Consider the following 26,558-nt stretch of genomic DNA (forward strand, 5'->3'; position numbering starts at 1 on the left):
GCGCTTACATGCCGCCCGGATAGTTCGGGCCGCCAGCCCCCTCGGGCACCACCCAGTTGATGTTCTGAGTCGGGTCCTTGATGTCGCAGGTCTTACAGTGCACGCAGTTCTGCGCGTTGATCTGCAATTTCGGCGCGCCCTTGTCCTCGTCCACGATCTCATACACCCCGGCCGGGCAATAGCGCGTCTCCGGGCTGGCATAGAGCTTGTAGTTGATGTCGATCGCCTTGGCCGGGTCGAGCAGCTGCAGATGCGCCGGCTGGTTTTCCTCGTGGTTGGTGTTGGAGAGGAACACCGAGGACAGGCGGTCGAAGGTCAGCTTGCCATCCGGTTTGGGGTAGTCGATCGGCTTGCAGATCGAGGCCTTCTTGAGGCTCTCATTATCCGGGTGCGGATGATGCAGCGTCCAGGGCGCCTTGCCGCGGAACACATAGGTTTCCAGCGCCGCGTTCAGCATCCCGCCATACAGGCCGAACTTGGCGAAGCCCGGGCGGATGTTACGCACCTGATGCAGTTCCGCCCACACCCAGCTCTCTTTCAGCATGTCGGTATAGGCGCTCACCTCGTCCGGCTTGCCGCCAGCGAAGGCGGCGGCGATCGCCTCGGCCGCGACCATGGCCGATTTCATCGCCGTATGCGAGCCCTTGATCTTGGGCACGTTCAGCGTGCCCGCGGCGCAGCCGATCAGCACGCCGCCGGGGAAGGTCAGCTTCGGCAGCGACTGGAAGCCGCCCTCGTTGAGCGCGCGCGCGCCGTAGGAGATGCGCTTGGCCCCCTCGAACATCGGGGCGATGGCCGGGTGAGTTTTGTAGCGCTGCATCTCCTGGAACGGCGAGAGATACGGGTTGCTGTAATCCAGCCCGACGACGAAGCAATACGCCATCAGGTTCTCGCCGAAATGGTAAATCGCGGCGCCGCCATAGGTGTCGGATTGCAGCGGCCAGCCGACGCTGTGCAGGGTCAGGCCCTTCTGGAACTTCTCGGGCTTGATCTCCCACAGCTCCTTGATGCCGATGCCGTAAGTCTGCGGGTCGCACTGCTCGCGCAGCTTGAACTGGCTCATCAGCTGCTTGGAGAGCGAGCCGCGGCAGCCCTCGCCGAACACGGTGTAGGTGGCGCGCAACTCCATGCCGCGCTGGAAATTCTCGGTGGGCTGGCCATCCTTGCCGATGCCCATATCGCCGGTGGCGACGCCGACCACGCGACCATCCTCGACCAGCAGCTCGGCGGCGGCGAAGCCGGGGTAGATCTCGACGCCCAGCTCCTCGGCCTGCTGGCCCAGCCAGCGCACCACATTGCCGAGCGAGACGATGTAATTCCCCTCGTTATGCATCTGCGGCGGGGTGGGCATCGAGACCGATTTCTTGTCGTCGAGCAGGAACAGGAATTTATCGGCCGTAACCGGGGTGGCGAGCGGGATCAGCCCCGGGTCGCAATCGGGGAACAATTCCTTCAGCGCCCGCGGCTCCAGCACCGCGCCAGAGAGGATATGCGCGCCGACCTCGGAGCCCTTTTCCACCACACAGACCGAGAGTTCGGGGTTGAGCTGCTTCAGCCTGATCGCGGCGCTCAAGCCAGCCGGGCCAGCGCCGACGACCAGAACATCGAATTCCATCGCCTCGCGGGGCAGGGTTTCGTCCGACATTATATACTCCCTTCCTGACGTATGGGGACGGTGTAGATGATCCCTGCCCCCTGTAAAGATCATGTGCAGGCAATTTTAATTCACGTAAGACCCGGTAAATAAGAATTATGGAACTGCTCGAGGCGTTACGCCTGCAATGGGAATGGGGGGCGGATGAGGCGCTGCTGGACGCGCCGCAAGACCGCCGGCACGCCGCGCCGCCGCCCGAGGCCGTGCCGGAGCCGCCGCGCCCGCGCCCGGCGGCGGTTGCCAAGCTCGTCTCGGCCCTGCCGGCGGGCCCGGCCGAGGCGCGCCAGCTCGCGGAATCGTGCCATACGCTGGCGGCGCTGGAAGCGGCGATGCGCGGCTTCACCGGCTGCGCCCTGCGCGACACCGCCACCCAGCTGGTCTTTGCCGATGGCGCGGATGATGCGCGGCTGATCATCGTGGGCGAGGCGCCGGGGGCGGAGGAAGACCGCGCCGGCAAGCCATTCGTCGGTCCCGCCGGGCAGTTGCTCGACCGCATGCTCGCTAGCATCGGGCTAGACCGCACCCAGGTCCGTATCATCAACACCGTGCCCTGGCGCCCGCCCGGCAACCGCACGCCCAGCGAGGCCGAGATCGCGCTGTGCCTCCCCTTTCTGCACCGGCAGATCGCGCTCGTCGCCCCGCGCGGGCTGCTGGCGCTGGGCGCCGTGGCGGCCAAGGCGCTGCTCCCGGCCGAGGGCGGGCTCGGCATCCGCCGCCTGCGCGGCACGTGGCGCGAGGCGCAAATCGCCGGGCTGCCAGCCGCCCTGCCCTGCCTGGCGACGTATCACCCCGCCTATTTGCTGCGCACGCCAGCCGCCAAGGCCGAGGCCTGGCGGGATCTGCTGAGCGTAAAAGCCTGGCTGGAAACCTTGCCTGCACATTAAATCTCACGATAATTTTATCTCAAATCCCCCTTGCAAGCCGCTGAAACCCCTAAACCCGTCTCAAAACAAGAGACTCGTCTCGCCGGCGGGGGTTGCGTCACTTAGCCATGCCGTGTAGGTGCCTTGGCCATGCGAGGAGCACATAAACCGCTTCCCCGCCTGAATGCGACGCGACTGGCGCTTGCCACCGTGTCCATTTTTGCCCTCGGTCTCGTGGCCCCCACGAGCGCGTCGGCGAAGTCCCCTGATATGGGACAAGGCCAGGGAACGATTCAGCCCCCCACAGCGCCGCTTAGCGCCATGAATGGCGAGAGCGTGGCCTATGCCATACCGCGCAATGCCCCCTCGGGCGAAGTGGAAGTCACCCTACCCCAACCGCTCGCGCCCAGCGACGTGGCGCTCTACAAGCGCATCCTGCAATTGCAGGATAGCGGCGCCTATGCCGAGGCCGACAAGCTGATCGCGCGGCTCGACGACAATTCGCTCGTCGGCAGCGTGCTGGCGGCGCGGTATCTGAGCCCGGATTATGTCACCTCCCCGGCAGAACTCACCGCCTGGTGGGCGAAATATGCCGATGAGCCGGAGGCGGCCGAGATCTATCAGCTCATGCAGCACAAGCTGAGCCGCGCCAGCCTGCCGCCCGCGCCGCAGACGGCGCTGCTGCCCGAAACCACCATCACCGCCGGCGCCGCCGCGATGCCAGTTTATGCGCCAGATAGCGCGCTCTGGCATGCGCGCTTCATGACCGGGCTTGAAGCCTGGGAGCGCGGCGACCTCGTCTCCGCCGGCAAAATCTTCGCCGCTACCGCGCAATTGCCGGGCATTTCCGACGATGACCGCGCCGCCAGCCAGTTCTGGGCCGCGCGCGCCGCGCTGCGCCAGCAGCAGCCCGAGCAATATCTCGACTGGCTGCACCAAGCCGCCTGGGCCAGCAGCACCTTCTACGGCATGCTGGCCGGCAAGCTACTCGGCCAGGGCTTCGGCCCCACCGGCATTTCGGCGACGCTGACGGAAGCCGATGTAATCGCCGTCGACTCGCTGCCCGAGGGCCACCGCGCCTTCGCGCTGCTGCAGATCGGCGAGCCCGCCCAGGCTGCCCAGGCGCTGCGCGCGCTATGGCCGCAGATGCAAGCCAACCCTGCCCTCTCCCGCTCGGTGATGGCCGTCGCCGCCCGCGCCGGGCTGGCCGATGTTACCATCGCCATCGCCAGCACCATGCCGAGCCCGGTGGATGAGATCGCCGGTGCCCGTCTACCCCTGCCCGCCCTGCACCCAACCGGCGGATTCACGGTCGATCCGTCGCTGGTCTATGCGCTCACCCGCACCGAATCCGGCTTCGACCCGCGTGCCGTGTCGCGCTGCGGTGCGCGCGGGCTGATGCAGCTGATGCCGACCACCGCCGCCGCCGTGCGCCGGACCGAGGGGGTGGATGGCTCGCTCTCCGACCCCTCGGCCAATCTCGCCATGGGCCAGGCCTATCTGCGCTATCTCGGCGAGCAGCCGGGGGTGAACAACAACCTTCTCGCCGTGCTGGCAGGCTACAATGCCGGGCCAAACGCCGCCGCCAGCTGGTATTCGCAGCTGCAGGACACATCCGACCCGCTGCTGTTTATCGAGACCATCCCGAACAACGAAACGCGCCGTTTCGTCCGTCAGGTGCTGGCCGATAGCTGGCTCTACGCGGAGGAGATCGGCGCCAAGCCCGCCAGTCTCGACGCGCTCGCCGAAGGCAATTATCCTCAACTCAATCTCAACGTTTACACCGCAGACGCCAATTGAGCCGTATCGACGAGACCGCGCCATTTTTGCCCGTGCGCATCGCGCTGGCGACCATCTCTGACACGCGCACGCCGGAGACCGATAAATCCGGCGACGCGCTGGCTGCGCGCGTCACCGGTGCCGGGCATATTTTGGCCGCGCGCACAATCATTAAGGACGACGCGAACGCCATCGCCGCCCAGCTCGCGGCTTGGATCGAAGATCCCGCCATCGACGTGGTGATCACGACGGGCGGCACCGGCGTCACGGGCCGCGATGTCACGCCCGAGGCCTATCGGCGGGTGCTGGACAAGGAGATCGAGGGCTTCGGCGAGCTATTCCGCTGGCTCTCCTACGGCAAGATCGGCACCTCCACCATGCAATCCCGCGCGCTGGGCGGCGTCGCCGCGGGCACGTATCTGTTCGCCCTGCCGGGCTCCACCGGCGCGGTGATGGATGGATGGGACGAGATCCTGCGCTTCCAGCTCGACAGTAGGCACCGCCCCTGCAATCTCGTTGAGCTGCTCCCCCGCCTGAAAGAACATTTCTAGACCGTTGCGGCCCCGCACCTGCTGAAAGTTAACGGCGGAGTAAGGTTTTCCGGTAAATGTTCTTGTTTTGTTCTTGACGACCACACCCTGAAATGATTTTATCCACAGGGAACGGAGCATGAACATCATGGTCGCATCCCGGTTGCAGATCAACAGCGAGGTCAGGCACGGCGTCATCAAGGGGCGCGGCACCGCCGTGAACCCGCCCAACCGCTTCGAAAGCGCCAGCCGGGAGGCCTTCGACGATGGTTGGGAGCGCGAGGAAGACACCCCCCGCCCCCGCACCACGCTGCTGCGCGACGCCAGCCGCAGCATCATCGCCCGCAATGACAGCCCCGATCTCGCCTTCAGCCAGAGCGTGAACCCTTATCGCGGCTGTGAGCATGGCTGTATCTATTGTTTCGCCCGTCCCAGCCATGCCTATCTCGGCTTCTCCGCCGGGCTGGATTTCGAGACCCAGATCGTCTTCAAGCCCGAGGCGCCGCACCTGTTGGAAAAGGAGCTCTCCCGCCCCGGCTACAAACCCGGCGTGATCGTGCTCGGCTCGAATACCGACCCGTATCAGCCTGTGGAGCGGACCCTGGCGTTGACCCGCGCGGTGTTGGAGGTGCTGGAGCGCTTCGGCAACCCGGTGGCCATCGTCACCAAATCGGCGGGCGTGCTGCGCGATGCCGACATCCTGGCGCGCATGGCCCGCCGCCATCTGGCCAAGGTGTATGTCTCCATCACCACGCTCGACCCCGCCCTCGCCCGCGCCATGGAGCCACGCGCCGCCTCGCCCGCCCGGCGGCTGGCGGCGATCAGCGAGCTAGACGCGCAGGGAATTCCGGCCGGGGTGATGGCGGCGCCGATGATCCCCGGCGTGAACGACGCGGAATTGGAGAGCATTCTGCAAGCGGCTGCGGCCGCCGGCGCCCGTACCGCGCATAGCGGCATCGTGCGCCTGCCGCATGAGCTGGCGCCGCTTTTCACCGATTGGCTGGAGAAACACCTGCCCGGCCGCGCCAGTCATGTGCTGAGCCTAATCCGCCAAAGCCGCGCCGGGCCGCTGAACGATCCGAGGTTTCACACCCGCCAGACTGGCTCCGGCCCTTATGCCGAGATGCTGCGCCAGCGCGTCGCCCGCGCGATTCGGCAATTGGGCCTGGAGGATGGCGACACCCCGCTGGACTGCACCCAGTTCGCCGCACCCCGCGTCGCCTCGGCGGTGGCCCAGCTCAGCCTTTTCTGAAACAGGAGGAACGAAAAATGCTCATCGACGCGCATATGCTGATCGGTCTTTTGTCGCTGTTTGGCTGCCTGTGCATGCTCTGTTTCTGCGCTCTGCAAGTGGCCGAAATGCTGCAAACGCTGCGCCCCGCCAAAGCGCCGGTCCCCGTCTGGGAGATCGCGCCCACCCGGCATCTGGCGCGCGAAGGCTGGCGCCCGGCCTGAGGCCCTCACAGCGTGGCGAACATGCCGATGCCCGCAAATAGCATCACCGCCGTGCCGGCCCAGCCGAACAGCTTTTGCCAGGGCCCGATGCAAAATTGCCCCATGATGCGCGGGCTGCCCGCCAGCAGCACCATCACCGCCATCAGCGGCACCGCGACGAGACCATTGATCACCGCGCTCCAAAATAACGCCTTGACCGGCGGCAGGCCAAAAAAGTTCAGCAGCGCCCCCACCAGCACCGCCACTGTAATGGTGCCATAAAACGCCTTGGCGCGCTCGGCACGATACGCCAAGCCGACCGGCCAGCCAAAGGCCTCGCCCAGCGCATAGGCCGCCGAGCCCGCCAGCACCGGCAGCGCCAGTAGTCCGGTGCCGATGATGCCAAGCGCGAACAGGGTAAAGGCGAATTCGCCCGCCAGCGGCCGCAGCGCGTCGGCGGCCTGGGCGGAGGTCTGGATGTTGGTGATGCCGTGCACATTGAGAGTGGCGGCGGTGGTGAAGATGATGGCAAGCGAGATCAAATTGGAAAACGCCATGCCGATATACGTGTCGAGCCGGATGCGCCGCAATTCGCGCCGCGCTTGCTCTGGCGCCTCCAAGAGCGGCTTGGCGTCAGGGTCCTCGCGCTCATCCTCCACCTCCTCGGCAGCCTGCCAGAAGAACAGATACGGGCTGATGGTGGTGCCGAACACGGCGACGACGACCGTGAAATAACCGCTGTTGAACTGGATATGCGGCAGCAGCACCTGCCCCGCCACGCGCCCCCACGGCACATGCACGACAAACACGGTGGCGACATAGGCGAACAGCGACAAGGTCAGCCATTTCAGCACGGCCACATAGCGCACATAGCGCACATAGATTTCGAGCAGCACCGAGACGATGGCGAAACCCGCGATGCCCACCGGCATCGGCACCGGCACCAGCAGCCGGAGCGAGGCGGCCATCGCCCCGAGATCGGCGCCAATATTGATGGTGTTGGCGAGCAACAGCAGCGCCACGATCACGCCCAGCGTGCCGCGCGGCATGAAACGGCGCAGATTGCCCGCCAAGCCCAGCCCGGTCACCCGCCCGATCTCGGCGCTGATCTGCTGGATCGCGCACATCAGCGGATAGCCGATCAGCATCGTCCAGCCGATGCCATAGCTGAATTGCGCCCCGGCCTGGGAATAGGTGGCGATGCCGCTGGGGTCGTCATCCGCCGCCCCGGTCACCAGCCCCGGCCCCAGGATCTGCCGCAAGCGCGGCCAAGTGGGCACGCCGGCGCCTTCGGCTTCCGGGCGCCCCGTTTCAGCTTCGGACATGAGGACGCCTCACTCTCGCTCGTTATGAAAGCAAGATGCCGAAGCGCCCACCCTCGCGCAAGCGAGGCCGCCTCGTTATAGCAATTCCTTCACCATCTCCGCCGGGCGGCATGCCTTCACCCCCTTGGGCGAAACCACCACCGGGCGGTTGAGCAACACCGGATGCGCCGCGATGGCGTCGAGAATCGCCTCGTCACCGGCCTGTTTCAGCCCGAGTTCCTCAGCCAGCTTCTCCTTTTCGCGCAGCAGCCCGCGCGCCCCGCCCATCTGCCTGGCCAGCGCCGCCAGTTCAGCCCGGCTCGGCGGGGTTTTCAGATATTCCACGATCTCCGGCTCGATCCCGGCTTCGCGCAACAGCGCCAGCGTGCTCCGTGCCGTGCCGCAATTCGGGTTATAATAAATCTTATAATCAGACACTTGTACTACATTCCTCAGCCGCGATCACTTATGGATCATGGTGCCGATGCCGCCCTCGGTGAACAGCTCCAGCAGCAGCGCATGCGGCACGGTGCCATCCAGAATGGTCGCGCCCTTCACCCCCTGGGTCACGGCCTCCATGCAGGTCTCGACCTTGGGGATCATGCCGCCTGAAATGGTGCCATCGGCGATCAGCTCATGCACCTGCGCGATGGTGAGGTCGGAGAGCAGGTTCTTGCTCTTGTCGAGCACGCCAGGCACGTCGGTGAGCATCAGCAGGCGCTGCGCGTTCAGCGCCCCGGCGATCGCCCCGGCCGCGGTGTCGGCGTTAATGTTATAGGTCTCGCCATTTTCGCCCATGCCGACCGGCGCGATCACGGGGATCAGCCCGGCGCCGGTCAGGGCATGGATCACCCGCGTATCGACAAAGGCCGGCTCGCCGACATGGCCGAGATCAAGCACGCGCTCAATGTTGGAATCCGGGTCCTTGTAGGTCCGGTGCAGCTTGCGCGCGCGGATCAGCCCGCCATCCTTGCCCGAGATGCCAACGGCCAGCGCACCGGCGCGGTTGATGAGCCCGGCGACCTGCTTATTCACCTGCCCGGCCAGCACCATCTCGACAACTTCGACCATCGCCTCATCGGTAACGCGCAGGCCGTGGACAAAATTGCTCTGGATATTCAGGCGCTTGAGCATGGCGTTGATTTGCGGCCCGCCGCCATGCACCACCACCGGGTTGATACCGACCTGCTTGAGCAGCGCGATGTCGCGCCCAAACTCATTGGCCAGGCTGCCTTCCATCGCGTGCCCGCCATATTTCACCACGATGGTCGCCCCGGCATAGCGGCGCAGATAGGGCAGCGCGCGCGCGACGATATGCGCCTCCTGCGCGGCGGTGGTCATGGCGTCTTCAGTCATGTCTCGCTCCCCTGCTGCAAAAACCCGGCGATGGTGGCGCGCAGCTCCTCGATCCCCGCGCTCGTCTCACTAGACGTGGTGAAAATGCTGTTCAATGCCGCCGGATGCTTCTTCACCAGCGCCATTACCTCGTCCTGCTTGCGCTTCAGCGCCCCGGGCTTCACCGCGTCGGCCTTGGTCAGCACGACCTGGAACGCCACCGCCGACTGGTCGAGCAGCTCCATCACCGTCTCGTCGGAGACTTTCACCTCCACACGCGAATCGAGCAGCAGCAGCACGCGGCGCAGATTCGGCCGCCCGCGCAGATAGTCGAGCATCAGCCCCTGCCAGTCGCGCTTGATCTCCTTCGGCGCCTCGGCATAGCCGTAGCCCGGCATGTCCACGAGCACGATGGGCCCGGCGGCGCAGCGGAAGAAGTTGAGCTGGCGCGTGCGCCCGGGCTGGTGCGACACGCGCGCCAGCGCCTTGCGCCCGGTGAGCGCGTTCAGCAGCGAGGATTTACCCACATTCGAACGGCCAGCGAAGGCGACCTCCACCCCCACCGGCGGCGGCAGGGTTTGCAGCGTCTGCGCGGCGTAAAAAAACTCGCAGCCCGAGGCGAAGAGCTTGCGCCCCGCCTCGATCTGCGCGGGGGTCAGCTCTTCGCCGAAACCGCCCGCGGCTGCGCCGCCGTCTGGCGCATGATCAGCCATTGTTGCCCCACGGAAAGAAGGTTGTTCCATGCCCAGTAGAGGACCAGCCCGGACGGCGAGCCCGCCAGCATGAAAGTGAAGATAACCGGCATCAGCTGGAACATCCGCGCCTGGGTCGGATCGGCCGGGGCTGGGTTCAGCTTCTGCTGCAGGAACATGGTCAGGCCCATGATCAGCGGCAGCGCGCCGAGATGCAGCGGCGCGTAGATCGCCGTCGGGTCGAAAGGCAGCAGGCCAAACAGGTTGAACAGATTGGTCGGGTCCGGCGCCGAGAGGTCGTGGATCCAGCCATAGAACGGCGCCTGGCGCATCTCGATGGTGATGAAGATCACCTTATACAGCGAGAAGAACACCGGGATCTGCAGCAGCATCGGCAAGCAGCCCGAGGCCGGGTTGATCTTCTCGGTCTTATACAGCTCCATCGTCGCCTGCTGGAGCTTGGCCGCGTCATCCTTGAACTGCTCGCGCAGCGCCTGCACCTTCGGCTGAATCAGCCGCATCTTGCCCATCGAGCGATAGGAGTAGCTGGCCAGCGGGAAGAACAGCAGCTTGATGCCGACCGTGAACACGATGATCGCGAGACCGAAATTGCCGAGCAGCGAGTTCAACCAGTCGAGCGCGAAGAAGATCGGCTTGGTCAGGAAGTACAGCATGCCGAAATCCACAGCCTTGTAGAAATTCGGGATGTGATACTGACTCTGATAGGCGTCCAGGATCTTCACCACCTTGGCGCCGGTGAAGACATGGCTGGTGAAGCTGGCTGCCCCGCCCGGCGCGGCCGTGACCGGCGTGGCGGTGATGAACGAGGTCTCATAGGCGCTGCCGTCGCCATCCGTCACCGTGCCGTAGCTCATGCTGCCGGTCATCTTGGCGGATTGGTCGGGAGCCACGGCGGCCAGCCAGTATTTGTCGGTAATACCGACCCAGCCGCCGGGGGCGGTTTCGGTATAAGCAACGCCGCCGGGCGCCTTGGCGCCATCGGATTTCAGAGTGGCGTAGGATTCCTGCTTCAACGTGCCGTTGAACACGCCGAGCGGCCCGTCGAACAGCACCCAGCTGCTCTGCTCCTTGGGCTTATAGTCACGCACCACGCGCGACCACGGATAGAGCTGCACCGGCGCGGCCCCGTGGTTGAGCACATTCTGCGTGACCGTGAACATGTATTTGTCGTCAACGGCGAGCTGGAGCTGGAAGGTCAGGCCCTGGCCGTTATCCCATGACAGCGTGACCGGGCTTTGCGGCGTCAGCGCGCCCGCGCTGGCCGACCACACAGTGGTGTCATCAGGCACCTTCACCCCGGCGGGGGCGGTCCAGCCGAACTGCACATAGTTCGGCGTGGCGGTACCGCGCCGGCCCATGATCTGCACCAGCGGCGAATCCGGCGCGGTGGTCTCGTGATATTGCTTCAGCACCACATCGTCGAACACTGCCCCGGTCAGCCCGATGCTGCCTTGCATCAGCGGCGTCTCCACGCTCAAGCGCGGCCCTGGCGCGGGCGCGGCCTGGGGCTGCGCGGCGGCGGCGGGCGAGCCGCCCGGCGCCTGCACCTGGGTTTGCGCCTGGGTTTGCGCCGGCGGCGGGTGGGGCAGGAACTTGTCCTGAATGAAGGTGAACACCAGCACGATGACCAGCGACACGGAAAGGGCGAGCAGCAGACGCTTCTGATCCATGGGGCTTTCAGGAGTCCTTGTGGGAGGGAGGAACCGGGTCGTAACCACCGGGATTCCAGGGATGGCAGCGCAGGATCCGCCGCGCCGCGAGCGCGCCGCCCTTGCCCGCGCCATGCACGCGGATGGCCTCACGCGCATAGGCGCTGCAGGAGGGAAAGAACCGGCAATTCGCGCCAATCACGGGCCGCAGGGTCAGCTCATAAACGCGGATCGCGCCCGAGAGCATATACGCCGCGGGGCTCATGCCAGCGCCTCGTCCACGGCCTTGGCCAGATTGCGACGCAGCGTGGCGAAGGGAACGCCACCGGTCTCGCGCCGGGCGATCAGCACCAGCTCCACGCCGGGCAGGTCGCGCCCGGCCAGAGTCAAGCGCGCCGCCTCCCGCAACCTGCGCTTGGCGCGGTTGCGGGCGACGGCGTTGCCGATTTTCTTGGTCGCGGTGAAGCCGAGGCGCAGTTCCGGGGCTTCGGTCTCACGCAACGCCTGCATGACAAAGCCGGGCTTGGCGATCTTCCGCCCGCGCGAGGCGAGGCGAAGAAAATCAGCCCGTTTTTTCAAGCGTTTCGGTGGTGACAGCCGAGCCATGCCGGGCTCCTGGCGCGGCCGCGCCGGATCAGGCGGAAAGCTTGGCGCGGCCCTTGGCGCGGCGGTTGGCGAGAACCTTGCGGCCGCCAACGGTCGCCATGCGGGCGCGGAACCCATGCCGGCGCTTGCGGACGAGTTTGGAAGGTTGATAGGTCCGTTTCACGGTATTCTACTCCGGCGAAAGACATAAATAAGGTAAGCGCCAGACCGTCCCCGGCCAAGCGTGATGGCGCGGTATAGGCATCCTCGCCCGTTGCCGTCAATGTGGCGCAGTTGCGCGCGCTGGCGGAACACGCCACAAGGAAAACAAAAATCATGCTGAAATTTTCTCCCACACGTCCCCGGAACTGTCTGGCCCTGCAGGGCGGCGGCGCGCATGGCGCCTTCACTTGGGGCGTGCTCGACCGCCTGTTTGAGGACGGGATGGAGATCTCGGCCATCACCGGCGTCTCCTCGGGCGCGATGAACGCGGCCATGGCCGTGCAGGGCTACGTGAAGGGCGGGCCCGAGGGCGCGCGCGCCGCCCTGCGCCAGCTCTGGACCCGCGTGGGCGAGGCCAACATCTTCAGCACCATCGCCGCCACGCCAATGGATTGGCTCTGGGGCTGGGACAAGGGGCTGGAACTCGGTAACGAGCTGGCCTGGACCGGGCTGACCAGCGTGCTGCGCCTGCTCAACCCCGGCCAACTCAACCCGCTCGGGCAAAACCCTCTGGCGCCGCTGATGAAGGAGCTGCTGGACAAGGATGCCATCCGCTCTCCCGGCGCCCCGCGGCTTTATGTCGGCGCCACCGATGTCGAATCCGGCACCGGGGCCGTGTTCAGCAACGCCGAAATCGGCGTGCGCCACCTGCTCGCCTCGGCCTGCCTGCCGATGATCTTCCCCGCCATCGAGATCAAGGGGCGGCATTATTGGGATGGCGGCTATTCCTGCAACCCGCCGCTCGCCCCGGTGCTCAGCCCGCGGCCCGAGCGTCTGATCCTGGTGCGCGCGCAGCCGCGCAGCCGCAAGGGCGTGCCCAACTCCACCGCCGATATCGTGCACCGCCTGCACGAAATTGCATTCCAGGCGCCGCTGGACGCCGAGCTGGCCCTGCTCCCGCGCGGCGTCCAGCTGCTCGACATCTCGGCCGACGAGGCACTGGCCAAACACCCGCTCACCTCGAAGATGAACACCGAGAAGGGCTTCCTCGACAACCTGTTCGCGGCCGGACGCAAGGCGGCGGAGACCGCCCTTCACGAAGCATGAACCCGCTGAGCCGCGCCACCCGTCCGCGCTTCGAGCTGTTTGGCGACACGCTGTCGGGCCGGGTGCTGTGGCTCACCGTGGCCATCATCCTGGCGATCGAGCTGGTGGTCATGCTCCCGGGCCTGGGGCGCGAGCGCCAGCTTTGGCTGTGGGACCGCGCGACGCATGCGGATCTGATGTTTTCGCCGCTGGAACGCGCCGGCGTGCCGCTGCCGCCCGGCGTGGTGGAGCAGATGCTGAGCCTCTCGGGCATCGACCAACTGGTTCTGCAACTCCCCGGCCAACCGCCGCTGGTGCTTCGCACCAGCCAAGAGCCGCCTCCGCTCAACTCTCTGGTCAGCCTGGGGCAGGAAACGCTCTGGCTCAGCACTTGGCGGGCCTGCCTTCATCTACTCGGCTTTGGCGGCACCGAAATGCAGCTCAGCGCCTCCTCGCCCACCGGTGACGCCGCGCAGCTGCAAATCACATTCAACGAATCGCCGCTCGACGCCGATCTGCGCGGCTATGCCCGGCGCACCTTCACCCTCACCGTTATCGTCGCGCTGATCACCGGCCTCCTGGTGTTCGCGCTGCTCGACCGTATGCTGGTCCGCCCGATGCGGATCATCACCACCAGCATCATCAATTTCCGCGAAGACCCGGAGCAGGAGAGCGAGAGCGACCTTGCCTGGCTCGCGGCGCGGCCCGAGGATGAAATCTCGGGCGCGGCGCGGGAACTGAAATCGATGCAGGACGAGATGCGCGCGGCGCTGTGGCGCAATGCCCGCCTCGCCGCCGTGGGCACCGCGGTCGCCAAGATCAGCCATGATCTGCGTAACATCCTCAGCTCCGCCCTGCTCGTCTCCGACCGGCTGGAAGGCGCGAGCGACCCTGCCATCCAGCGCGCCGCCCATACGCTGGTGAGCGCGGTGGAGCGCGCGGCCCAGCTGGTCACGCGCACGGTCGATTTCGCGCGCGAAGGTCCGCCTCCGGTCGTTCGTTCGGCGGTGCCGCTTTTCGAGGTGGTGGAGGAAGCGGCGCTGGTCGTCCGCCCCGTGGATGCCGCCATCGCCATCCGCAACGAGGTGCCCGAGGCGCTGGTGCTGCCGCTCGACCGCGCGCAGATCTATCGTGTGCTGGTCAACCTGATGCGCAATGCCGCCGAGGCCGGGGCCAGGACCATCGATGTGACCACCGAGACCAAGGGCGGGCTCACCCGCATGCGCGTGGCCGATAATGGCCCCGGCCTGCCCCTACGCGTGCAGGACCGGCTGTTCAAGCCCTTCACCAGCTCCGGGCGCTATGGCGGCACCGGGCTGGGGCTGGCCATCGCGCGCGACCTGATCCGCGCCCATGGCGGCGATCTGGTGCTGGAGGAAACCGGCCCGCGCGGCACGGTGTTCGGCATGGATCTGCCGGTGAGCGACACGCCCGTCTGAGCGGCGCTCCGGGCATGGTGCGGCTTTGCCGCCAACGGCGCAAAATGATGAAAATATTTCGTCATAACCGCTAAAAGGCGAACAACAACCTTATTTTTCCGCTCCCATTGCAAGCTGAAAAAAAATACTCTTCTAGAGTGCCATGATCCCCGTGGCTCTCTCACCCGACCGTTTGCGTCTCGGCCTCGCCGGAACCGGCCCGGCCGCGTTGCGCCGGCTGCGCGCCCTGCGTGAGGCTGGGGCGGCGCCGCTGGTGTTTTCGCCCGCCCCAGATGCCGCGCTGACCGCCGAGGCCGGGGCCAGCCTGCGCGTCGCCCTGCCGGACGAAGCGGCGCTGGGGGAATTGCACCTGCTCTGGATCGCCGGCCTGCCATCCGAGGTGTTCGCCCCGCTGGCCGCCGCGGCGCGGCGCCTGCGTGTGCTGGTCAATGTCGAGGATGAGCCGCAGCATTGCGATTTCCACGCCGTCGCCGAGATCCGCCGTGGCGACCTGCTGCTCACAATCTCCACCGGCGGCGCCGCGCCAGGCCTCGCGGGCACCATCCGCCGCCATCTGGAGGGCTGCTTCCCCGCCGCCTGGGCCGGGCATGTGCGCGAGGCCGCCGCGCTGCGCCAAACCTGCCGGGCGGAGGGCGCCTCAATGCCCGAAACCGCCCGGCGCATCGCGCGCCTGGCCGATGACGCCTGTTGGTTCACCTGCCCGAAACCGGATTAACCCTTGCCCCTCGCCCACGACATCGCGCCGGACCTCGCCGGCCAGGACTCACCGCCCATGCTCGACACGCTTTCCACCACCGACGCCTTGACCGTGCTGCGCGACGCGATCACCCACCGTTTCCCCGGCAAGATCGCGCTGGTCTCCTCCTTCGGCACCGAATCGGCCATCCTGCTGCATATGGTGGCCGAGATCGACAAGGCGCTGCCGGTGATCTTCCTCGAAACCGGCAAGCTGTTCCCCGAGACACTGGCCTATCGTGACGAGTTGGTCGCGAGGCTCGGCCTCACCGATGTGCGGGGCATCCGCCCCAGCGGCGCCCAACTCGCCGCCTATGATCCGGACGGGCGGCTCTGGGAGAAGGACCCTGATCTCTGCTGCGCCATCCGCAAGACCAATCCGCTGGACGAGGCGCTGACCGGCTTCGAGGCCTGGATCACCGGGCGCAAGCGCAGCCAATCGGGCACGCGCGCCAATCTGCAACTGATCGAAACCGGGGCGGATGGGCGAATCACGGTCAACCCCCTCGCCTTCTGGACCGACGAGGATCTCGACGCCTATTTCGAGACGCATCACCTGCCGCGCCATCCATTGCAGGCCGAGGGCTACACCTCGATCGGCTGCGCCGTGTGCACGCATAAGCCGCTACCGGGGCAGGATAAGCGCTCCGGCCGCTGGGCGGGCAAGGCCAAGACCGAATGCGGCATCCACATGCCGCGCGCCATGACCAAGCCGGACTGGCCCGAGGAACTCAGCTTCGAGGTGTAACCCCGGCCCGGGCCGGGGAAGCACGGTGCCCGCTCAGCGCCGCCCCCGCATCGCGCGGCAACCCGGCGCAGAGCGGCGCGGCCAGCATCGCCACGGCGCTGACGATGAGAAACGCGATGTCATAATCGCCGCGCAGCGCCGTCGCATGGCCATGCAGCGCCGCCGAAATCTCCAGCGTGAACGCGCCAACCACAATGCCCATGGTCAGGGTGAGCTGCTGGATGGTGGAATACAGCGTGGTCGCGGCTGACATGCGCGGGCGCGGCACATCGCCATAAGCGATGGTGTTGAAGGCGGTGAATTGCAGCGAGCGGAAAAAGCCGCTGGTGAACAGAATCGCATCCATCACCAGCGACGGCCAGCCCGGCCTGAAGGCCGCCGCCACGCCCATCAGCGCCGAGGCGAGTACGCCATTCCAGATCAGCACGGTGCGGAAGCCGAAGCGCTCCAGCACCGGCTGCGCGGCGGGCTTCATCAGCAGCGCCCCGGCGGCTGAGGCAAAGGTGACCAGGCCGCTCTGCAGCGGCGTGTAGCCAAAGCTGAGCTGCAGCAGCAGCGGCAGCAAGAAGGGCAACGCCCCCACGGCGACGCGGAACAGGCTGCCCGCCAGCACCGAGCTGGCGAAGGTGGGAATGGCAAGCAGCGAGAAATCCAGCACCGGATGCTCCACCCGGCGCGCGTGCAGCGCATAGCCCAGGCAGCTGAGCGCCCCAGCGGCAAAGGCGCCGGCGGTCCAGAGCGCGGGCACCAGATGCCGCCCCGCCGTCTCCAGCCCGATCATCAGAAACGCCATGGCCAGACCCGAGAACACCAGCCCAGCAAGGTCGAGCCTGCCACCCCGTCCCTCCTCGCGCACATCGGGGATGAACAGGCTCACCGCCACCGCGCCGATGATGCCGATCGGCACGTTGATGTCGAACACCCAGCGCCAGGAGGCGTAAGAAACGATGAAGCCCCCGAGCGGCGGGCCGAGAATCGGGCCGATCAGCGCCGGCATGGTCAGCCAGGACATCGCCGCCACCATCTGCGCGCGCGAGACCGAGCGCAGCAGCAGCAGCCGCCCCACCGGCAGCATCATCGCCCCGCCCAACCCCTGCACGATGCGCGCCGCCACCAGCACCAGCAGATTGGGGGCCACGCCGCATAGCACCGAGCCGATGGTGAAGATGACAATGGCGGCGCGGAACACCTGGCGGGCGCCGAAATGGTCGGCCACCCAGCCCGAGGCCGGGATGAACACTGACAGGCTGATGAGATAAGAGGTGAGCGCCACGCTCATATGCAGCGGCACGGCATGGAAGCTGCGCGCCATCGCCGGCAGCGCCGTGGCGATGACGGTGGAATCGAGGTTTTGCATGAACAGCGCGGTGGCGATGATCACCGCCATCAGCCGCATCCGTCCGGGGGCCACCTCGGGCTCGGCCTCGGCGTCCGCGCTCATCCGCGCCCCGGCCCGGCGGGTGGCAGCCCGCGCCGCGCCGCCGCCTCGGTCACGGCGCCAGCGGGCGGGCTTCCTCCACCAGCATGATGGGGATGCCATTGCGAATCGGGTAAGCCAGCCCCGCCTTGGCGCTGATCAGCTCGTTATGTTCGCGGTCATAGGTCAGCGGCCCGCGGGTGAGCGGGCAGACCAGGATTTCCAGCAGCCGCGGGTCGAGCGGCGGGGAGGTGTTCTCGTTATCCATGTTTCAGCTCGCTCTTGGTTCCGAATCGCCATTGCCCCCGCCATCCAGCGCGCCAATCTCCAGCAGCGTGAGCAGCGCGCGGGCGCGCTCGGCGGGGTCGCGGGCTTCCAGCAGGGCTTGTTTTTCCTCGTTGGTAAAGGGGCATGCCATGCTGAGCGAGGTCACCAGCATGTCATCGGGCATCTGCTCCAGCCCGTCCCAGTTCACCTGCATGCCGATGCTGGTGAAATAGCGGCGCAGCGCATCGAGCAGCGTGGTCCGGGCGAAGGGCAGGCCCAGCTCGGGCGGCGGGCGCAGATCGGCGGCAAACCCCGCCAGCCCCGCGCGCACGCGCCGGTAGCCCCGCTGCATCTCAATCTCCTCGACGACGGTGAAGCGGATCACCCCGGTGAGGGTGATCAGATAGCGCCCATCAGCGGTCTCGTCGAACGAGGAGAGCCGCCCCAGACAACCGATGCGATACAGCCCCGGGCCGTTTTCGCCCTGGCCGAGGCGCTTATCGGGCTGCACCATGCCGAAATAGCGCCCCTGCCCCAGCGCGTCCTCGACCATGGCGAGATAACGCGGCTCGAAGATGTTGAGCGGCAGCCGCCCGCCCGGCAGCAGCAGCGCCCCGCCCAGCGGAAACACCGCGAACTCCTCGGGCAGTTGCTCAAGCTGTGGCCTGAACGCGGCCATCGCTCAGCGGAACAGCAAGGCGGAAAGCTTGCGGCGCGCCGCCATGGTGGCGGGGTCGTCCATGCCCCAGGCCTCGAAGAATTTCAGCAATTGCAGCCGCGCGCCGTCATCGTTCCAGGCGCGGTCGCGGCGCATGATCTCCAGCAGCTCCGCCGCCGCCTCGGCCCGCATGCCGGAGGCGTTGAGCGCCGTCGCCAGCTCATAACGCGCCTCGTGATCATCCGGATTTTGGCTCACACGCTGCGACAGCCCCGCCATCGCCGCCTGCGCCTTGCGGCCTTCCTGGGCCAGGGCCAGCGCCGCGCGCGCCCCCGCAACTTCGGCATGCTCGGCCAGCTTGGCCGGAACCTGCGCCAGCACATCGCCAGCCTGGTGCTCATCGCCCATCGCCAGCAGCGCGCGCGCCAGCCCACCCCAGGCTTCGGGCTTCTCCTTATCTTCCTGCAAGGCCGCGGCGAAGAGCTGCGCCGCCTGCTCGGCCGCGCCCTGCTCCAGCAGCTCCTTGGCCTCGGCGATGTAATCCGCCGCCGGGGCGGCGCTGCCCGCCAGCTTCAGCAGCGCCTCGACGAATCGCTTCAGCTCGCTCTCGGGCAGCGCGCCGGAGAAGGTGTCGGCGATCTGCCCCTGCCAGAACGCCACCACCGTCGGCACGGACTGCATCGGCAGCCCCATGCGCGCCAGCTGCGTCACCAGCTCGCGGTTTTTATCCACGTCGATCTTCACCAGCTTCACCCGCCCGCCCTGGGCGCGGATCACCTTTTCCAGCGCCGGGGTGAGGGTTTTGCAAGGCCCGCACCAGGTCGCCCAGAAATCGACCAGCACCGGCAGTTTCTGCGAGGCATCCACCACCTCGGTCATGAAATTGGCCTGGTCGCAATCGATGATCATCGCCGGCGCGGCGGGGCGCGCATCGTCCTGCGCGGTATTGAGAAGGCTAGTCATTCTGGTCCCGTCCATATACGTTTCGTCCCTATATAGGGGATCGGGCTCAACTCTCACACCCCAAAGCATTTTAGTTCGCAGGTCCGCTTGCATTCCGCCGCGCTGGTGGCTAAAGAGCCTCCACCGCGCCGTGAGCGGGCGTAGCTCAGGGGTAGAGCACAACCTTGCCAAGGTTGGGGTCGAGGGTTCGAATCCCTTCGCCCGCTCCAATTTTCTTTAAGTTCAGCGCCTTCCAGCCGGTTGGTCCGGTCCGGGCGCCGCGTGGTAACATAGCGCCATGAGCGGGCGTAGCTCAGGGGTAGAGCACAACCTTGCCAAGGTTGGGGTCGAGGGTTCGAATCCCTTCGCCCGCTCCAAAATTCCATTCCTTCCTGCACGCAGGTCCGCATGGCCGAAACCGACACCGCCGATGATCCGCTGACCACGCCCCGCGCGCTTGCGATCGAGGGCGGGCATAATCTGCGCGACATGGGCGGCTACCGCACGCGCACCGGCCAGCGGGTGAAATGGGGCATACTTTACCGCTCGGGCGCGATCACCAGCCTCACCGAGTCGAGCCGTGCCGCGCTGCACCGCCTCGGCATCGCCGCGATCTGCGATTTGCGCACCCCCGGCGAGCGCGCCCGCGTGCCAATGGATTGGCATGAAGGTAGCGCCATTCCCTACCACGCCTCCGATCTCGAACTCAGCATCGGCAATCTGCAGAACTTCGTCTCGCCCACGGGCGGCCGCGCCGGGGCGATGCGCGCGGCCATGCATGGCATCTACCGCAACCTGCCCTTCGAACAGGCCGCCAGCTACCGGCGGATTTTCCATTTGCTGGCCCAGGGCCAGGTGCCGCTGCTGTTCAACTGCGCCGCCGGCAAGGACCGCACCGGCCTCGCCGCCGCCCTGATCCTTTACACGCTCGACGTGCCGCGCGAGACCATCGAGCACGACTATATCCTGACCAACCAGGCGATCGCGGAGCTGGAAGCCACCATGCTGCGCGATGTCCACTTCGCTGGAGTCGCGGCGCTGGGGCGCGAGGAATACCTGCCGCTGCTCGACGCCAACCCGGAATATCTCTCCATCGCCTTCCGTGCGATCGAGGAAAAGCACGGCAGCATCGACAATTATCTGCACGACGCGCTCGGTGTTGGCGCGGCCGAGCTAAAAAAGCTCCGTGAGCTACTGCTAACGGCTTGACAAACACAACCTGTTAGTTTCGCTAACAAAGCGATGCGATGGCGGATTGTCCCGGTTTCGAATCTTACCTAAGGTGCAACATCCAGTTGCTTTTTAGGGGATATTCATGGGATGGCGCGCGGACAAAGAAATTCCAAGTGAGTACCGGCTGGGTTTTCTGCTGAATGACGTCTCCCGCCTGCGCCGCACCCTTATCGACAACGCGCTGAAGCCGCTTGGCATCACCCGCGCCCAATGGTGGGTGCTCATGATTTTGTGCCGCAACGACAACGCCCCCACCATGCAGAGCGAGCTGGCGCGCGCGCTCGGCATCGGCAAGGTGGCGATCGGCGGGCTGCTCGACCGGCTGGAGGCGATCGGCGCCGTTGTGCGGCACAGCACGATGCGCGACCGCCGTGCCAAGCTGGTCGCAATCACCCCGGCGGGCCAGGCGCTCCTGGCCAGCACCAAGCCGCTCTCGGTCGAACTCAGCCGTGAAATGCTGCACTGCCTAAGCGATGAGGAAGCCCTGGCACTGGAGGAGCTGCTGGAGCGGATGCGCCGCCACCTGGGCGGGCTGGCCCGCGCGGCGGACTAAGCCGCCAGATTTTACACCCCCGCGAAACCGGCCCATACTCGGGCCATGTCCAAGGATCCGAGCTACGACAAAACCCTGCGCCACCTGCAAATCGAGCTGGTGAAGCTGCAGCGCCACGTCATCACGCGGGGCCGAAAGGTGCTGATCATCCTCGAAGGGCGCGACGCCGCCGGCAAGGATGGCACCATCAAGCGCATCATCGAGCATCTCTCCCCGCGCGACATCCGCGTCGTCGCCCTGCCCAAGCCTTCCGACGTGGAGGTAACGCAATGGTATTTCCAGCGTTATATCGCCCATCTGCCCGCCGCCGGCGAGATCGTGCTGTTCAACCGCTCCTGGTATAACCGCGCCGGGGTCGAGCAGGTGATGGGCTTCTGCACCGAGCCGGAATATCACCAATTCCTGCGCGATGTGCCAGTTTTTGAAAACATGCTGGTGCAGTCGGGCATCACGGTGATCAAATATTACCTCGACATCGACCGCAAGGAGCAGAAAAAGCGCCTCGAAGCCCGGCACGACGACCCGCTGAAGCAATGGAAGATCAGCCCGATCGACGACAAGGCGATCAAGCATTTCGATGACTATACCGAGGCGCGCGACAAGATGCTGCGCGCCACCGACAGCGCCGCCGCGCCCTGGATGGTGGTGCGCGCGGGCGACAAAAAAGCTGCCCGGCTGGCGATCATCGCCGATCTCATCACCCGCGTCGACTACGAGGACGCGGTGAAGCACGATCTTCACGACGAGCTGGTTTGCCGGTTCGACGAATCTTGCCTGACCAATGGGTTCCTCGCCCGATGAACAAGCTCCTCGACGCCATCAAGTTCAACGCGGACGGCCTGATCCCGGCCATCGCCCAGCAGCACGACACCGGCGAAGTGCTGATGATGGCCTGGATGAACGCCGACTCCGTGCTGGAAACACTGGCCACCGGGCAGGTCTGCTACTGGTCGCGCTCGCGCCAGAAGCTGTGGCGCAAGGGCGAGAGCTCGGGCCAGCAGCAGAAGCTGGTGGAGATGCGCCTGGATTGCGACGGCGATACCCTGCTGCTGCAGGTGGACCAAAAAGGCGTGGCCTGCCACACAGGCCGGCGCAACTGCTTCTTCCTGGCCGCGCGCGATGGCGCGTGGGTGGAGATCGCCAAGCCAGAGGTAAGCCCGGAGGCGCTTTACGGCCATTGAACCGGCGCACTTGAAGCCGGGGCGGAATTTGGCGAAAAAGGGACCGACCAGAATTATTATAGAGCCTTGGGAGTAGTTCATGCCGCTCGCGTTGCCCAAGTTCCGGGTTAAAAGCCTCGTCATCGCCGCGGCGGCGCTCGCGCTGGTGTTTGGCGGTGTTGCCGCCACCCGCGTCGCCATCGCCGATGACAGCGCCGATTACCCGGCCGCCTCGCTCACCGCCCCCACCGACCAGGCGGCGCTAGTTGCCCGCGGCCAATATCTTACCAACGCGGCGGATTGCATGCCCTGCCATACCGGCCCCGGCCATGCGCCGTTCTCCGGCGGGCTGGTGATGAACACCCCGTTCGGCGGCTTGGCCACCCCCAACATCACGCCCGACAAGCAAACCGGCATTGGCGGCTGGACGGATGCGCAATTCTACGCCGCGCTGCATGATGGCATCGCCCCCGGCCATAGCTGGCTGGTGTTCCCGCGCTACCTCTACCCGGCGATGCCCTACACCTCCTACACCAAGCTGTCTTATGCCGACGTGATGGCGATCAAGGCGTATCTCGACACGCTGCCGCCGGTGAACGTGGCGCCGCCCCCGTCCTCCATGCGCTTCCCCTTCAACCAGCGCCCGACGCTGCTGGGCTGGCGCATCATGTTCTTCCGTTCAGGCCCCATGCACATGGACCCGAGCTGGGATGAACACATGAAAAACGGCGCCTATCTCACCGAGGCGCTGGGCCATTGCGGCGAATGCCACACCCCGCGCAACATCCTCGGCGCCATGGAACTGAGCCGCGCCTATGCCGGTGCGCCGATCGACGCTCTCTACGCGCCCAACATCTCGTCTGACAAAACCCAGGGCGTGGGCGGCTGGACGCAGGCCGATCTCGTCGCCTATCTGCATGACAGCGGCAACATGGTGAAGGGCTCGCCCTATGGCGCGATGGGCGACATGGTGAACCACTCCACCAGCCTGATCCCGGTCTCCGACGACGCCGACATCGCCGCCTATCTGCAAACCGCGACAAAGCCGCAGCAGGTCACCGCGCCCGCCGCGCTGGCCGATGCCACGGCCTCCGAGGCGCGGGGTGCGACCGTCTATGCCGCCAACTGCGCGGGCTGTCATGGTAAAACCGGCGGCGGGCTGCCGCCGAAGCTCGTGCCGAATCTCGCAGGCAACGACTCGGTGACGGCGACGCAGCCCTATAACGTAATCGGCGCCGTGCTCGGCGGGCTCGCCCCCTGGGGCAACGGCCCGGCCATGCCGGGCTTCGCCGCCAGCTTGTCGGACCAGCAGATCGCCGATCTCACCAATTATGTGCGCACCGCCTGGGGCAACCAGGGTGTGCCCAACGCCACGCCGGACGATGTGATGCGCCTGCGCGGCGTGGCCGTGGTGCCCGCGATGGCCGACGCCCAATCGGACGCGCTTGGCTGTCCGCATATCTCCGCGGCGGGCGGGCCCACCACGGTGGCCGACCCCGGCAACGGGCTGCTGGATATCTATGCCGGCGCCACCCCTGGGACGCTGGCCAACCGCACCCGCGCACTCATCGCGGCGGTGCGCGCCAATAATGCCACGATCAGCGACGCCGACCTCACCAACACGCTGATTGCGGCTTATTGCCCGGTGGTGGCGCATCAGGCCGGGATGAGCCTCGCCGATAAACAGGCGGCACTGAAGAACTTCGTCGCCGGGGCGGAGCCGCTGATTGCCGCACATTAACGTCGAAACCCTGCGCGGAGCGGCGCTGCTGCCGCTCCTGCCAGACCTCGCGCGGCTGCGCATCACCGTGTTCCGCGCCTTTCCCTATCTTTACGATGGCGACGAAGCCTATGAGCGCGACTATCTGAAACTCTACGCCGAAACGCCCGGCGCGGCGGTGGCGGTGGCGCGCGATGGCGCGCAGGTGGTCGGTGCGGCCACCTGCCTGCCAATGGCGGCGGAAACGCCTAACGTGCAGAAGCCGTTTCTCGATGCCGGGCTCGACATCTCCCGCATCTTCTATTTTGGCGAGAGCGTGCTGGAAGCCGCCTATCGCGGCCAGGGCATCGGCGTGGAATTCTTCCGCCACCGCGAGGCCGCCGCCCAGGGCTACGCCACCACCGCCTTTTGCGCCGTGCAGCGCCCGGCCAACCACAAGCTGCGCCCGGCCAATTACGTGCCGCTCGACGAATTCTGGCGCCATCGCGGCTACCGCCCGCGCCCAGAGCTTGTCTGCACCATGTCCTGGCGCGATATCGGGGAGGCGGACAAAACCGCCAAGCCCCTGATGTTCTGGACCAAAGACCTGTGAAACTCGCCCTCGCCGCCTTCGGCGTCACCCCGCCGCCCAGCCGCGCCGCCTTTCTTACCCGCATCGAACGTCTGGCCGCGCAGGCCGCGCTGGGCGGCGCGCAACTTCTCGTGCTGCCGGAATATTTCTCGATGGTGCTGGCCGGAGCGGCGGTCAAATCGCCCGATATCATGGCCGAGCTGGCCTTCGTGGTGGACGAGGCCGAGGAACTGGTGGCCGATCTCGCCGCCATGGCTAAACGCCACGGGCTGTATCTGCTGGCCGGGTCGGTGCCGATGCGCGGGGCGGAGGGTAAAATCTATAACCGCGCCCCGTTCATCGCCCCTTCTGGCCATGTGCTGTTTCAGGACAAACAGGCGATGACGCGATTCGAGGATGAGGAGTGGCACATTGCCCGCGGCGCCGGGCCGCGCGTGTTCGACACCGAACTGGGCCGCATCGGCGTGTCCATCTGCTATGATTCCGAATTCCCGCTGCATGTGCGCGCCCAGGTGGCGGCCGGGGCGAAGCTCATCCTCACCCCGTGCTGCACCGCCTCGCTGGCCGGGTTCAACCGCGTGCGCCTCTCCGCCCGCGCCCGCGCGGTGGAGAATCAGTGCTATGTCGCCGTGGTGCCGCTGGTCGGCAATGCCGCCTGGTCAGGCTCCATCGACACCAATACCGGCCATTCCGCCCTGTTCACCCCTTGCGACACCGGCTTTCCGCCCGATGGCGTCGCCGCCGCCGGGCCAATGGACGAGCCGGGGCTGATCTTCGCGGCGCCCGATTTCGCCGCCATCGACAATGTGCGCGCGGCGGGCACCGTGCTCAACCACCGCGACTGGCCGGATGTGCCCCCCTGCCCGGTCGTGGCGCTGGCGTGACCAAAATCTTCATCATCGCGGGCGAGGCCAGCGGCGACGTTCTTGGCTACCGGCTGATGACCGCGCTGCGCGCCTTGCGCCCTGGCCTCGAATTCAGCGGCATTGGCGGCGCGCGCATGGCCGAGGCCGGGCTGGTCTCGCTCTTCCCCATGCAGGAACTGGCGCTGATGGGGCTGGCCGAGATCCTGCCGCGCGTGCTGCACCTCAAGGCCCGGCTACGCCAGACCGTGCAGGCCATCGCCGCGCAAAAGCCCGATATCGTGCTCACCATCGACAGCCCCGGCTTCACCCTGCGCGTGCTCAAGGCCGTGGGAGCGAATGGGCCGAAGCGCGTGCATTACGTCGCCCCGCAGGTCTGGGCGTGGCGGCAGGAGCGCGTGAAGCATTTCCCCGGCCTCTGGGATGAGCTGATCTGCCTGCTGCCCTTCGAGCCGGACTTCTTCGCCCCGCACGGGCTGCACCCGGTCTTCGCCGGGCATCCGGTGCTGGAATCGGGCGCCGACAAGGGCGATGCCGCGCGCTTCCTGGCCCGCCACAGGCTGGGGCCGGAGGCGGTGCCGGTGGTGCTGATGCCCGGCTCGCGCGTGACCGAAACCAAGCGCCTGCTGCCGGTGTTCCGCGAGACCTTGGCCCTGCTGGCCCCGCACGTGCCCAATCTGGCCCCGGTATTGGCCGCCGCCCCCGGCATCGCCGATGCGGTGGCCGCGTACACCGCCAACTGGCCGCACAAGCCGGTGATCGTGCGCGATGTGCAGGAGCGCTACGACGCCTTCGCCGCCGCCCGCGCCGCGCTCACCAAATCCGGCACCTCGACGCTGGAACTGGCGATGGCCGGCGTGCCGATGGCCGTGACCTACCAGGTGAACCCGGTCTCCGCCTGGTTCGGCCGCCGCCTGATCAAGGTGCCGCATGTGGCGATGATCAACCTGCTGGCCAAGCGCGCTTTGGTGCCGGAGCTGCTGCAGGAGCAATGCCACCCCGAGATCCTGGCCGCCACGCTGCTGCACCTGCTGCGCGACGATGAAGCCGCCGCCGCCCAGCGCGCGGGCTATGCCGAAGCTCTGGCCAGCTTGCACGCGCCCGAAGGCACGCCCTCGCACGCCGCCGCCAAGGCGGTGCTGTCAGTGCTCGGCTGAT

General features: G+C 66.6%; 30 protein-coding genes and 2 tRNA genes. 19 read left to right on the top strand and 13 right to left on the bottom strand.

Annotation, left to right across the window (positions count from 1 at the left end; genetic code table 11):
• Positions 1-4 precede the first annotated feature (4 nt).
• Positions 5-1,645 (bottom strand): electron transfer flavoprotein-ubiquinone oxidoreductase, encoded by a 1,641-nt coding sequence (locus LI953_RS01065; RefSeq protein WP_227074115.1) that lies wholly within the window; start codon positions 1,643-1,645, stop codon positions 5-7.
• Between the two features lie 107 nt (positions 1,646-1,752).
• On the opposite strand from LI953_RS01065, the gene LI953_RS01070 reads away from it, so the two are divergent.
• The 5 genes from LI953_RS01070 (at position 1,753) to LI953_RS01090 (ending at position 6,281) form a co-directional block, all read left to right on the top strand.
• Positions 1,753-2,538: a uracil-DNA glycosylase family protein gene (locus LI953_RS01070; RefSeq protein ID WP_227074116.1), complete on the top strand. Its 786-nt coding sequence runs from the start codon at positions 1,753-1,755 to the stop codon at positions 2,536-2,538.
• 300 nt (positions 2,539-2,838) lie between these two features.
• Positions 2,839-4,317 carry a lytic transglycosylase domain-containing protein gene (locus tag LI953_RS01075; protein WP_227074117.1) on the top strand — a complete coding sequence of 493 codons (1,479 nt, stop codon included), beginning with the start codon at positions 2,839-2,841 and terminating at the stop codon, positions 4,315-4,317.
• Positions 4,314-4,847, top strand: coding sequence for a molybdenum cofactor biosynthesis protein B (gene moaB, locus LI953_RS01080; RefSeq protein WP_227074118.1), 534 nt, complete (start codon positions 4,314-4,316; stop codon positions 4,845-4,847). The genes LI953_RS01075 and moaB overlap by 4 nt, the downstream gene beginning before the upstream one ends.
• A 127-nt stretch (positions 4,848-4,974) precedes the next feature.
• The gene (locus LI953_RS01085; RefSeq protein WP_227074224.1) at positions 4,975-6,078 is read left to right on the top strand and encodes a PA0069 family radical SAM protein; all 1,104 of its coding nucleotides are present in this window, start codon (positions 4,975-4,977) and stop codon (positions 6,076-6,078) included.
• A gap of 17 nt (positions 6,079-6,095) precedes the next feature.
• Positions 6,096-6,281: a hypothetical protein gene (locus tag LI953_RS01090; RefSeq protein ID WP_227074119.1), complete on the top strand. Its 186-nt coding sequence runs from the start codon at positions 6,096-6,098 to the stop codon at positions 6,279-6,281.
• A 5-nt stretch (positions 6,282-6,286) separates the two neighbouring features.
• Here the strand turns inward: LI953_RS01090 and LI953_RS01095 are convergent, their stop codons facing one another.
• The 8 genes from LI953_RS01095 to rpmH all read right to left on the bottom strand — a co-directional run bounded on the left by LI953_RS01095 (position 6,287) and on the right by rpmH (position 12,030).
• The gene (locus tag LI953_RS01095; protein WP_227074120.1) at positions 6,287-7,585 is read right to left on the bottom strand and encodes an NRAMP family divalent metal transporter; all 1,299 of its coding nucleotides are present in this window, start codon (positions 7,583-7,585) and stop codon (positions 6,287-6,289) included.
• A 75-nt stretch (positions 7,586-7,660) separates the two neighbouring features.
• A complete protein-coding gene (gene arsC / locus LI953_RS01100; RefSeq protein WP_227074121.1) occupies positions 7,661-8,002 on the bottom strand; it encodes an arsenate reductase (glutaredoxin) in 342 nt (113 codons plus the stop codon).
• A gap of 24 nt (positions 8,003-8,026) precedes the next feature.
• Complete coding sequence (gene argB / locus LI953_RS01105) at positions 8,027-8,920, bottom strand: acetylglutamate kinase (protein ID WP_227074122.1); 894 nt, start codon at positions 8,918-8,920, stop codon at positions 8,027-8,029.
• Positions 8,917-9,612, bottom strand: a complete 696-nt coding sequence (yihA, locus tag LI953_RS01110) for a ribosome biogenesis GTP-binding protein YihA/YsxC (RefSeq protein ID WP_227074123.1) — start codon at positions 9,610-9,612, stop codon at positions 8,917-8,919. Before yihA ends, argB begins: the two co-directional genes overlap by 4 nt.
• Positions 9,555-11,282, bottom strand: coding sequence for a membrane protein insertase YidC (gene yidC, locus LI953_RS01115; RefSeq protein WP_227074124.1), 1,728 nt, complete (start codon positions 11,280-11,282; stop codon positions 9,555-9,557). The genes yihA and yidC overlap by 58 nt, the downstream gene beginning before the upstream one ends.
• Positions 11,283-11,289: 7 nt before the next feature.
• Positions 11,290-11,526 (bottom strand): membrane protein insertion efficiency factor YidD, encoded by a 237-nt coding sequence (gene yidD / locus LI953_RS01120; RefSeq protein WP_227074125.1) that lies wholly within the window; start codon positions 11,524-11,526, stop codon positions 11,290-11,292.
• Entirely contained in the window at positions 11,523-11,867 is a 345-nt protein-coding gene (rnpA, locus tag LI953_RS01125) for a ribonuclease P protein component (RefSeq protein ID WP_227074126.1), read from the bottom strand. The genes yidD and rnpA overlap by 4 nt, the downstream gene beginning before the upstream one ends.
• A 28-nt stretch (positions 11,868-11,895) precedes the next feature.
• Complete coding sequence (rpmH, locus tag LI953_RS01130; protein ID WP_027285151.1) at positions 11,896-12,030, bottom strand: 50S ribosomal protein L34; 135 nt, start codon at positions 12,028-12,030, stop codon at positions 11,896-11,898.
• Positions 12,031-12,182: 152 nt separating this feature from the next.
• Here rpmH and LI953_RS01135 point away from each other — a divergent pair, with 152 nt between their 5' ends.
• From LI953_RS01135 to LI953_RS01150, 4 genes are all read left to right on the top strand, one after another.
• On the top strand, positions 12,183-13,115 hold the full coding sequence (locus LI953_RS01135; RefSeq protein WP_227074127.1) for a patatin-like phospholipase family protein: 933 nt from the start codon (positions 12,183-12,185) through the stop codon (positions 13,113-13,115).
• A complete protein-coding gene (locus LI953_RS01140) occupies positions 13,112-14,533 on the top strand; it encodes a sensor histidine kinase (protein WP_227074128.1) in 1,422 nt (473 codons plus the stop codon). The genes LI953_RS01135 and LI953_RS01140 overlap by 4 nt, the downstream gene beginning before the upstream one ends.
• A gap of 142 nt (positions 14,534-14,675) precedes the next feature.
• Positions 14,676-15,248 (top strand): bifunctional precorrin-2 dehydrogenase/sirohydrochlorin ferrochelatase, encoded by a 573-nt coding sequence (locus LI953_RS01145; RefSeq protein WP_227074129.1) that lies wholly within the window; start codon positions 14,676-14,678, stop codon positions 15,246-15,248.
• Between the two features lie 57 nt (positions 15,249-15,305).
• Positions 15,306-16,016, top strand: coding sequence for a phosphoadenylyl-sulfate reductase (locus tag LI953_RS01150; RefSeq protein WP_227074225.1), 711 nt, complete (start codon positions 15,306-15,308; stop codon positions 16,014-16,016).
• Here LI953_RS01150 and LI953_RS01155 read toward each other — a convergent pair.
• From LI953_RS01155 to LI953_RS01170, 4 genes are read right to left on the bottom strand one after another with little or no spacing between them, the layout of a single operon-like run.
• Positions 16,000-17,457, bottom strand: a complete 1,458-nt coding sequence (locus LI953_RS01155) for an MFS transporter (RefSeq protein ID WP_227074130.1) — start codon at positions 17,455-17,457, stop codon at positions 16,000-16,002. The genes LI953_RS01150 and LI953_RS01155 overlap by 17 nt on opposite strands.
• Positions 17,458-17,506: 49 nt before the next feature.
• Entirely contained in the window at positions 17,507-17,701 is a 195-nt protein-coding gene (locus LI953_RS01160; protein WP_227074131.1) for a Trm112 family protein, read from the bottom strand.
• A 3-nt stretch (positions 17,702-17,704) separates the two neighbouring features.
• Positions 17,705-18,379 (bottom strand): LON peptidase substrate-binding domain-containing protein, encoded by a 675-nt coding sequence (locus LI953_RS01165; protein WP_227074132.1) that lies wholly within the window; start codon positions 18,377-18,379, stop codon positions 17,705-17,707.
• Positions 18,380-18,382: 3 nt separating this feature from the next.
• Entirely contained in the window at positions 18,383-19,321 is a 939-nt protein-coding gene (locus LI953_RS01170; protein ID WP_227074133.1) for a tetratricopeptide repeat protein, read from the bottom strand.
• A 134-nt stretch (positions 19,322-19,455) separates the two neighbouring features.
• On the opposite strand from LI953_RS01170, the gene LI953_RS01175 reads away from it, so the two are divergent.
• From LI953_RS01175 to lpxB, 10 genes are all read left to right on the top strand, one after another.
• Positions 19,456-19,530: transfer RNA gene (locus LI953_RS01175), tRNA-Gly, on the top strand.
• 72 nt (positions 19,531-19,602) lie between these two features.
• Positions 19,603-19,677: transfer RNA gene (locus tag LI953_RS01180), tRNA-Gly, on the top strand.
• Between the two features lie 31 nt (positions 19,678-19,708).
• Positions 19,709-20,509, top strand: a complete 801-nt coding sequence (locus LI953_RS01185) for a tyrosine-protein phosphatase (protein ID WP_227074134.1) — start codon at positions 19,709-19,711, stop codon at positions 20,507-20,509.
• Between the two features lie 106 nt (positions 20,510-20,615).
• Positions 20,616-21,086, top strand: a complete 471-nt coding sequence (locus LI953_RS01190; RefSeq protein WP_227074135.1) for a MarR family winged helix-turn-helix transcriptional regulator — start codon at positions 20,616-20,618, stop codon at positions 21,084-21,086.
• 45 nt (positions 21,087-21,131) lie between these two features.
• Positions 21,132-21,887 carry a polyphosphate kinase 2 gene (gene ppk2 / locus LI953_RS01195; RefSeq protein WP_227074136.1) on the top strand — a complete coding sequence of 252 codons (756 nt, stop codon included), beginning with the start codon at positions 21,132-21,134 and terminating at the stop codon, positions 21,885-21,887.
• Positions 21,884-22,267 carry a phosphoribosyl-AMP cyclohydrolase gene (gene hisI, locus LI953_RS01200; RefSeq protein ID WP_227074137.1) on the top strand — a complete coding sequence of 128 codons (384 nt, stop codon included), beginning with the start codon at positions 21,884-21,886 and terminating at the stop codon, positions 22,265-22,267. Before ppk2 ends, hisI begins: the two co-directional genes overlap by 4 nt.
• A 79-nt stretch (positions 22,268-22,346) precedes the next feature.
• A complete protein-coding gene (locus LI953_RS01205; protein ID WP_227074138.1) occupies positions 22,347-23,987 on the top strand; it encodes a c-type cytochrome in 1,641 nt (546 codons plus the stop codon).
• Positions 23,974-24,558, top strand: a complete 585-nt coding sequence (locus LI953_RS01210) for a GNAT family N-acetyltransferase (protein WP_227074139.1) — start codon at positions 23,974-23,976, stop codon at positions 24,556-24,558. Before LI953_RS01205 ends, LI953_RS01210 begins: the two co-directional genes overlap by 14 nt.
• Positions 24,555-25,421 carry a carbon-nitrogen hydrolase family protein gene (locus tag LI953_RS01215; RefSeq protein WP_227074140.1) on the top strand — a complete coding sequence of 289 codons (867 nt, stop codon included), beginning with the start codon at positions 24,555-24,557 and terminating at the stop codon, positions 25,419-25,421. The genes LI953_RS01210 and LI953_RS01215 overlap by 4 nt, the downstream gene beginning before the upstream one ends.
• Positions 25,418-26,557: a lipid-A-disaccharide synthase gene (gene lpxB / locus LI953_RS01220; protein WP_227074141.1), complete on the top strand. Its 1,140-nt coding sequence runs from the start codon at positions 25,418-25,420 to the stop codon at positions 26,555-26,557. The genes LI953_RS01215 and lpxB overlap by 4 nt, the downstream gene beginning before the upstream one ends.
• Position 26,558: the final 1 nt, after the last annotated feature.

The sequence above is a fragment of the Acidocella sp. KAb 2-4 genome, assembly GCF_020567705.1.
Taxonomy (GTDB): domain Bacteria; phylum Pseudomonadota; class Alphaproteobacteria; order Acetobacterales; family Acetobacteraceae; genus Acidocella.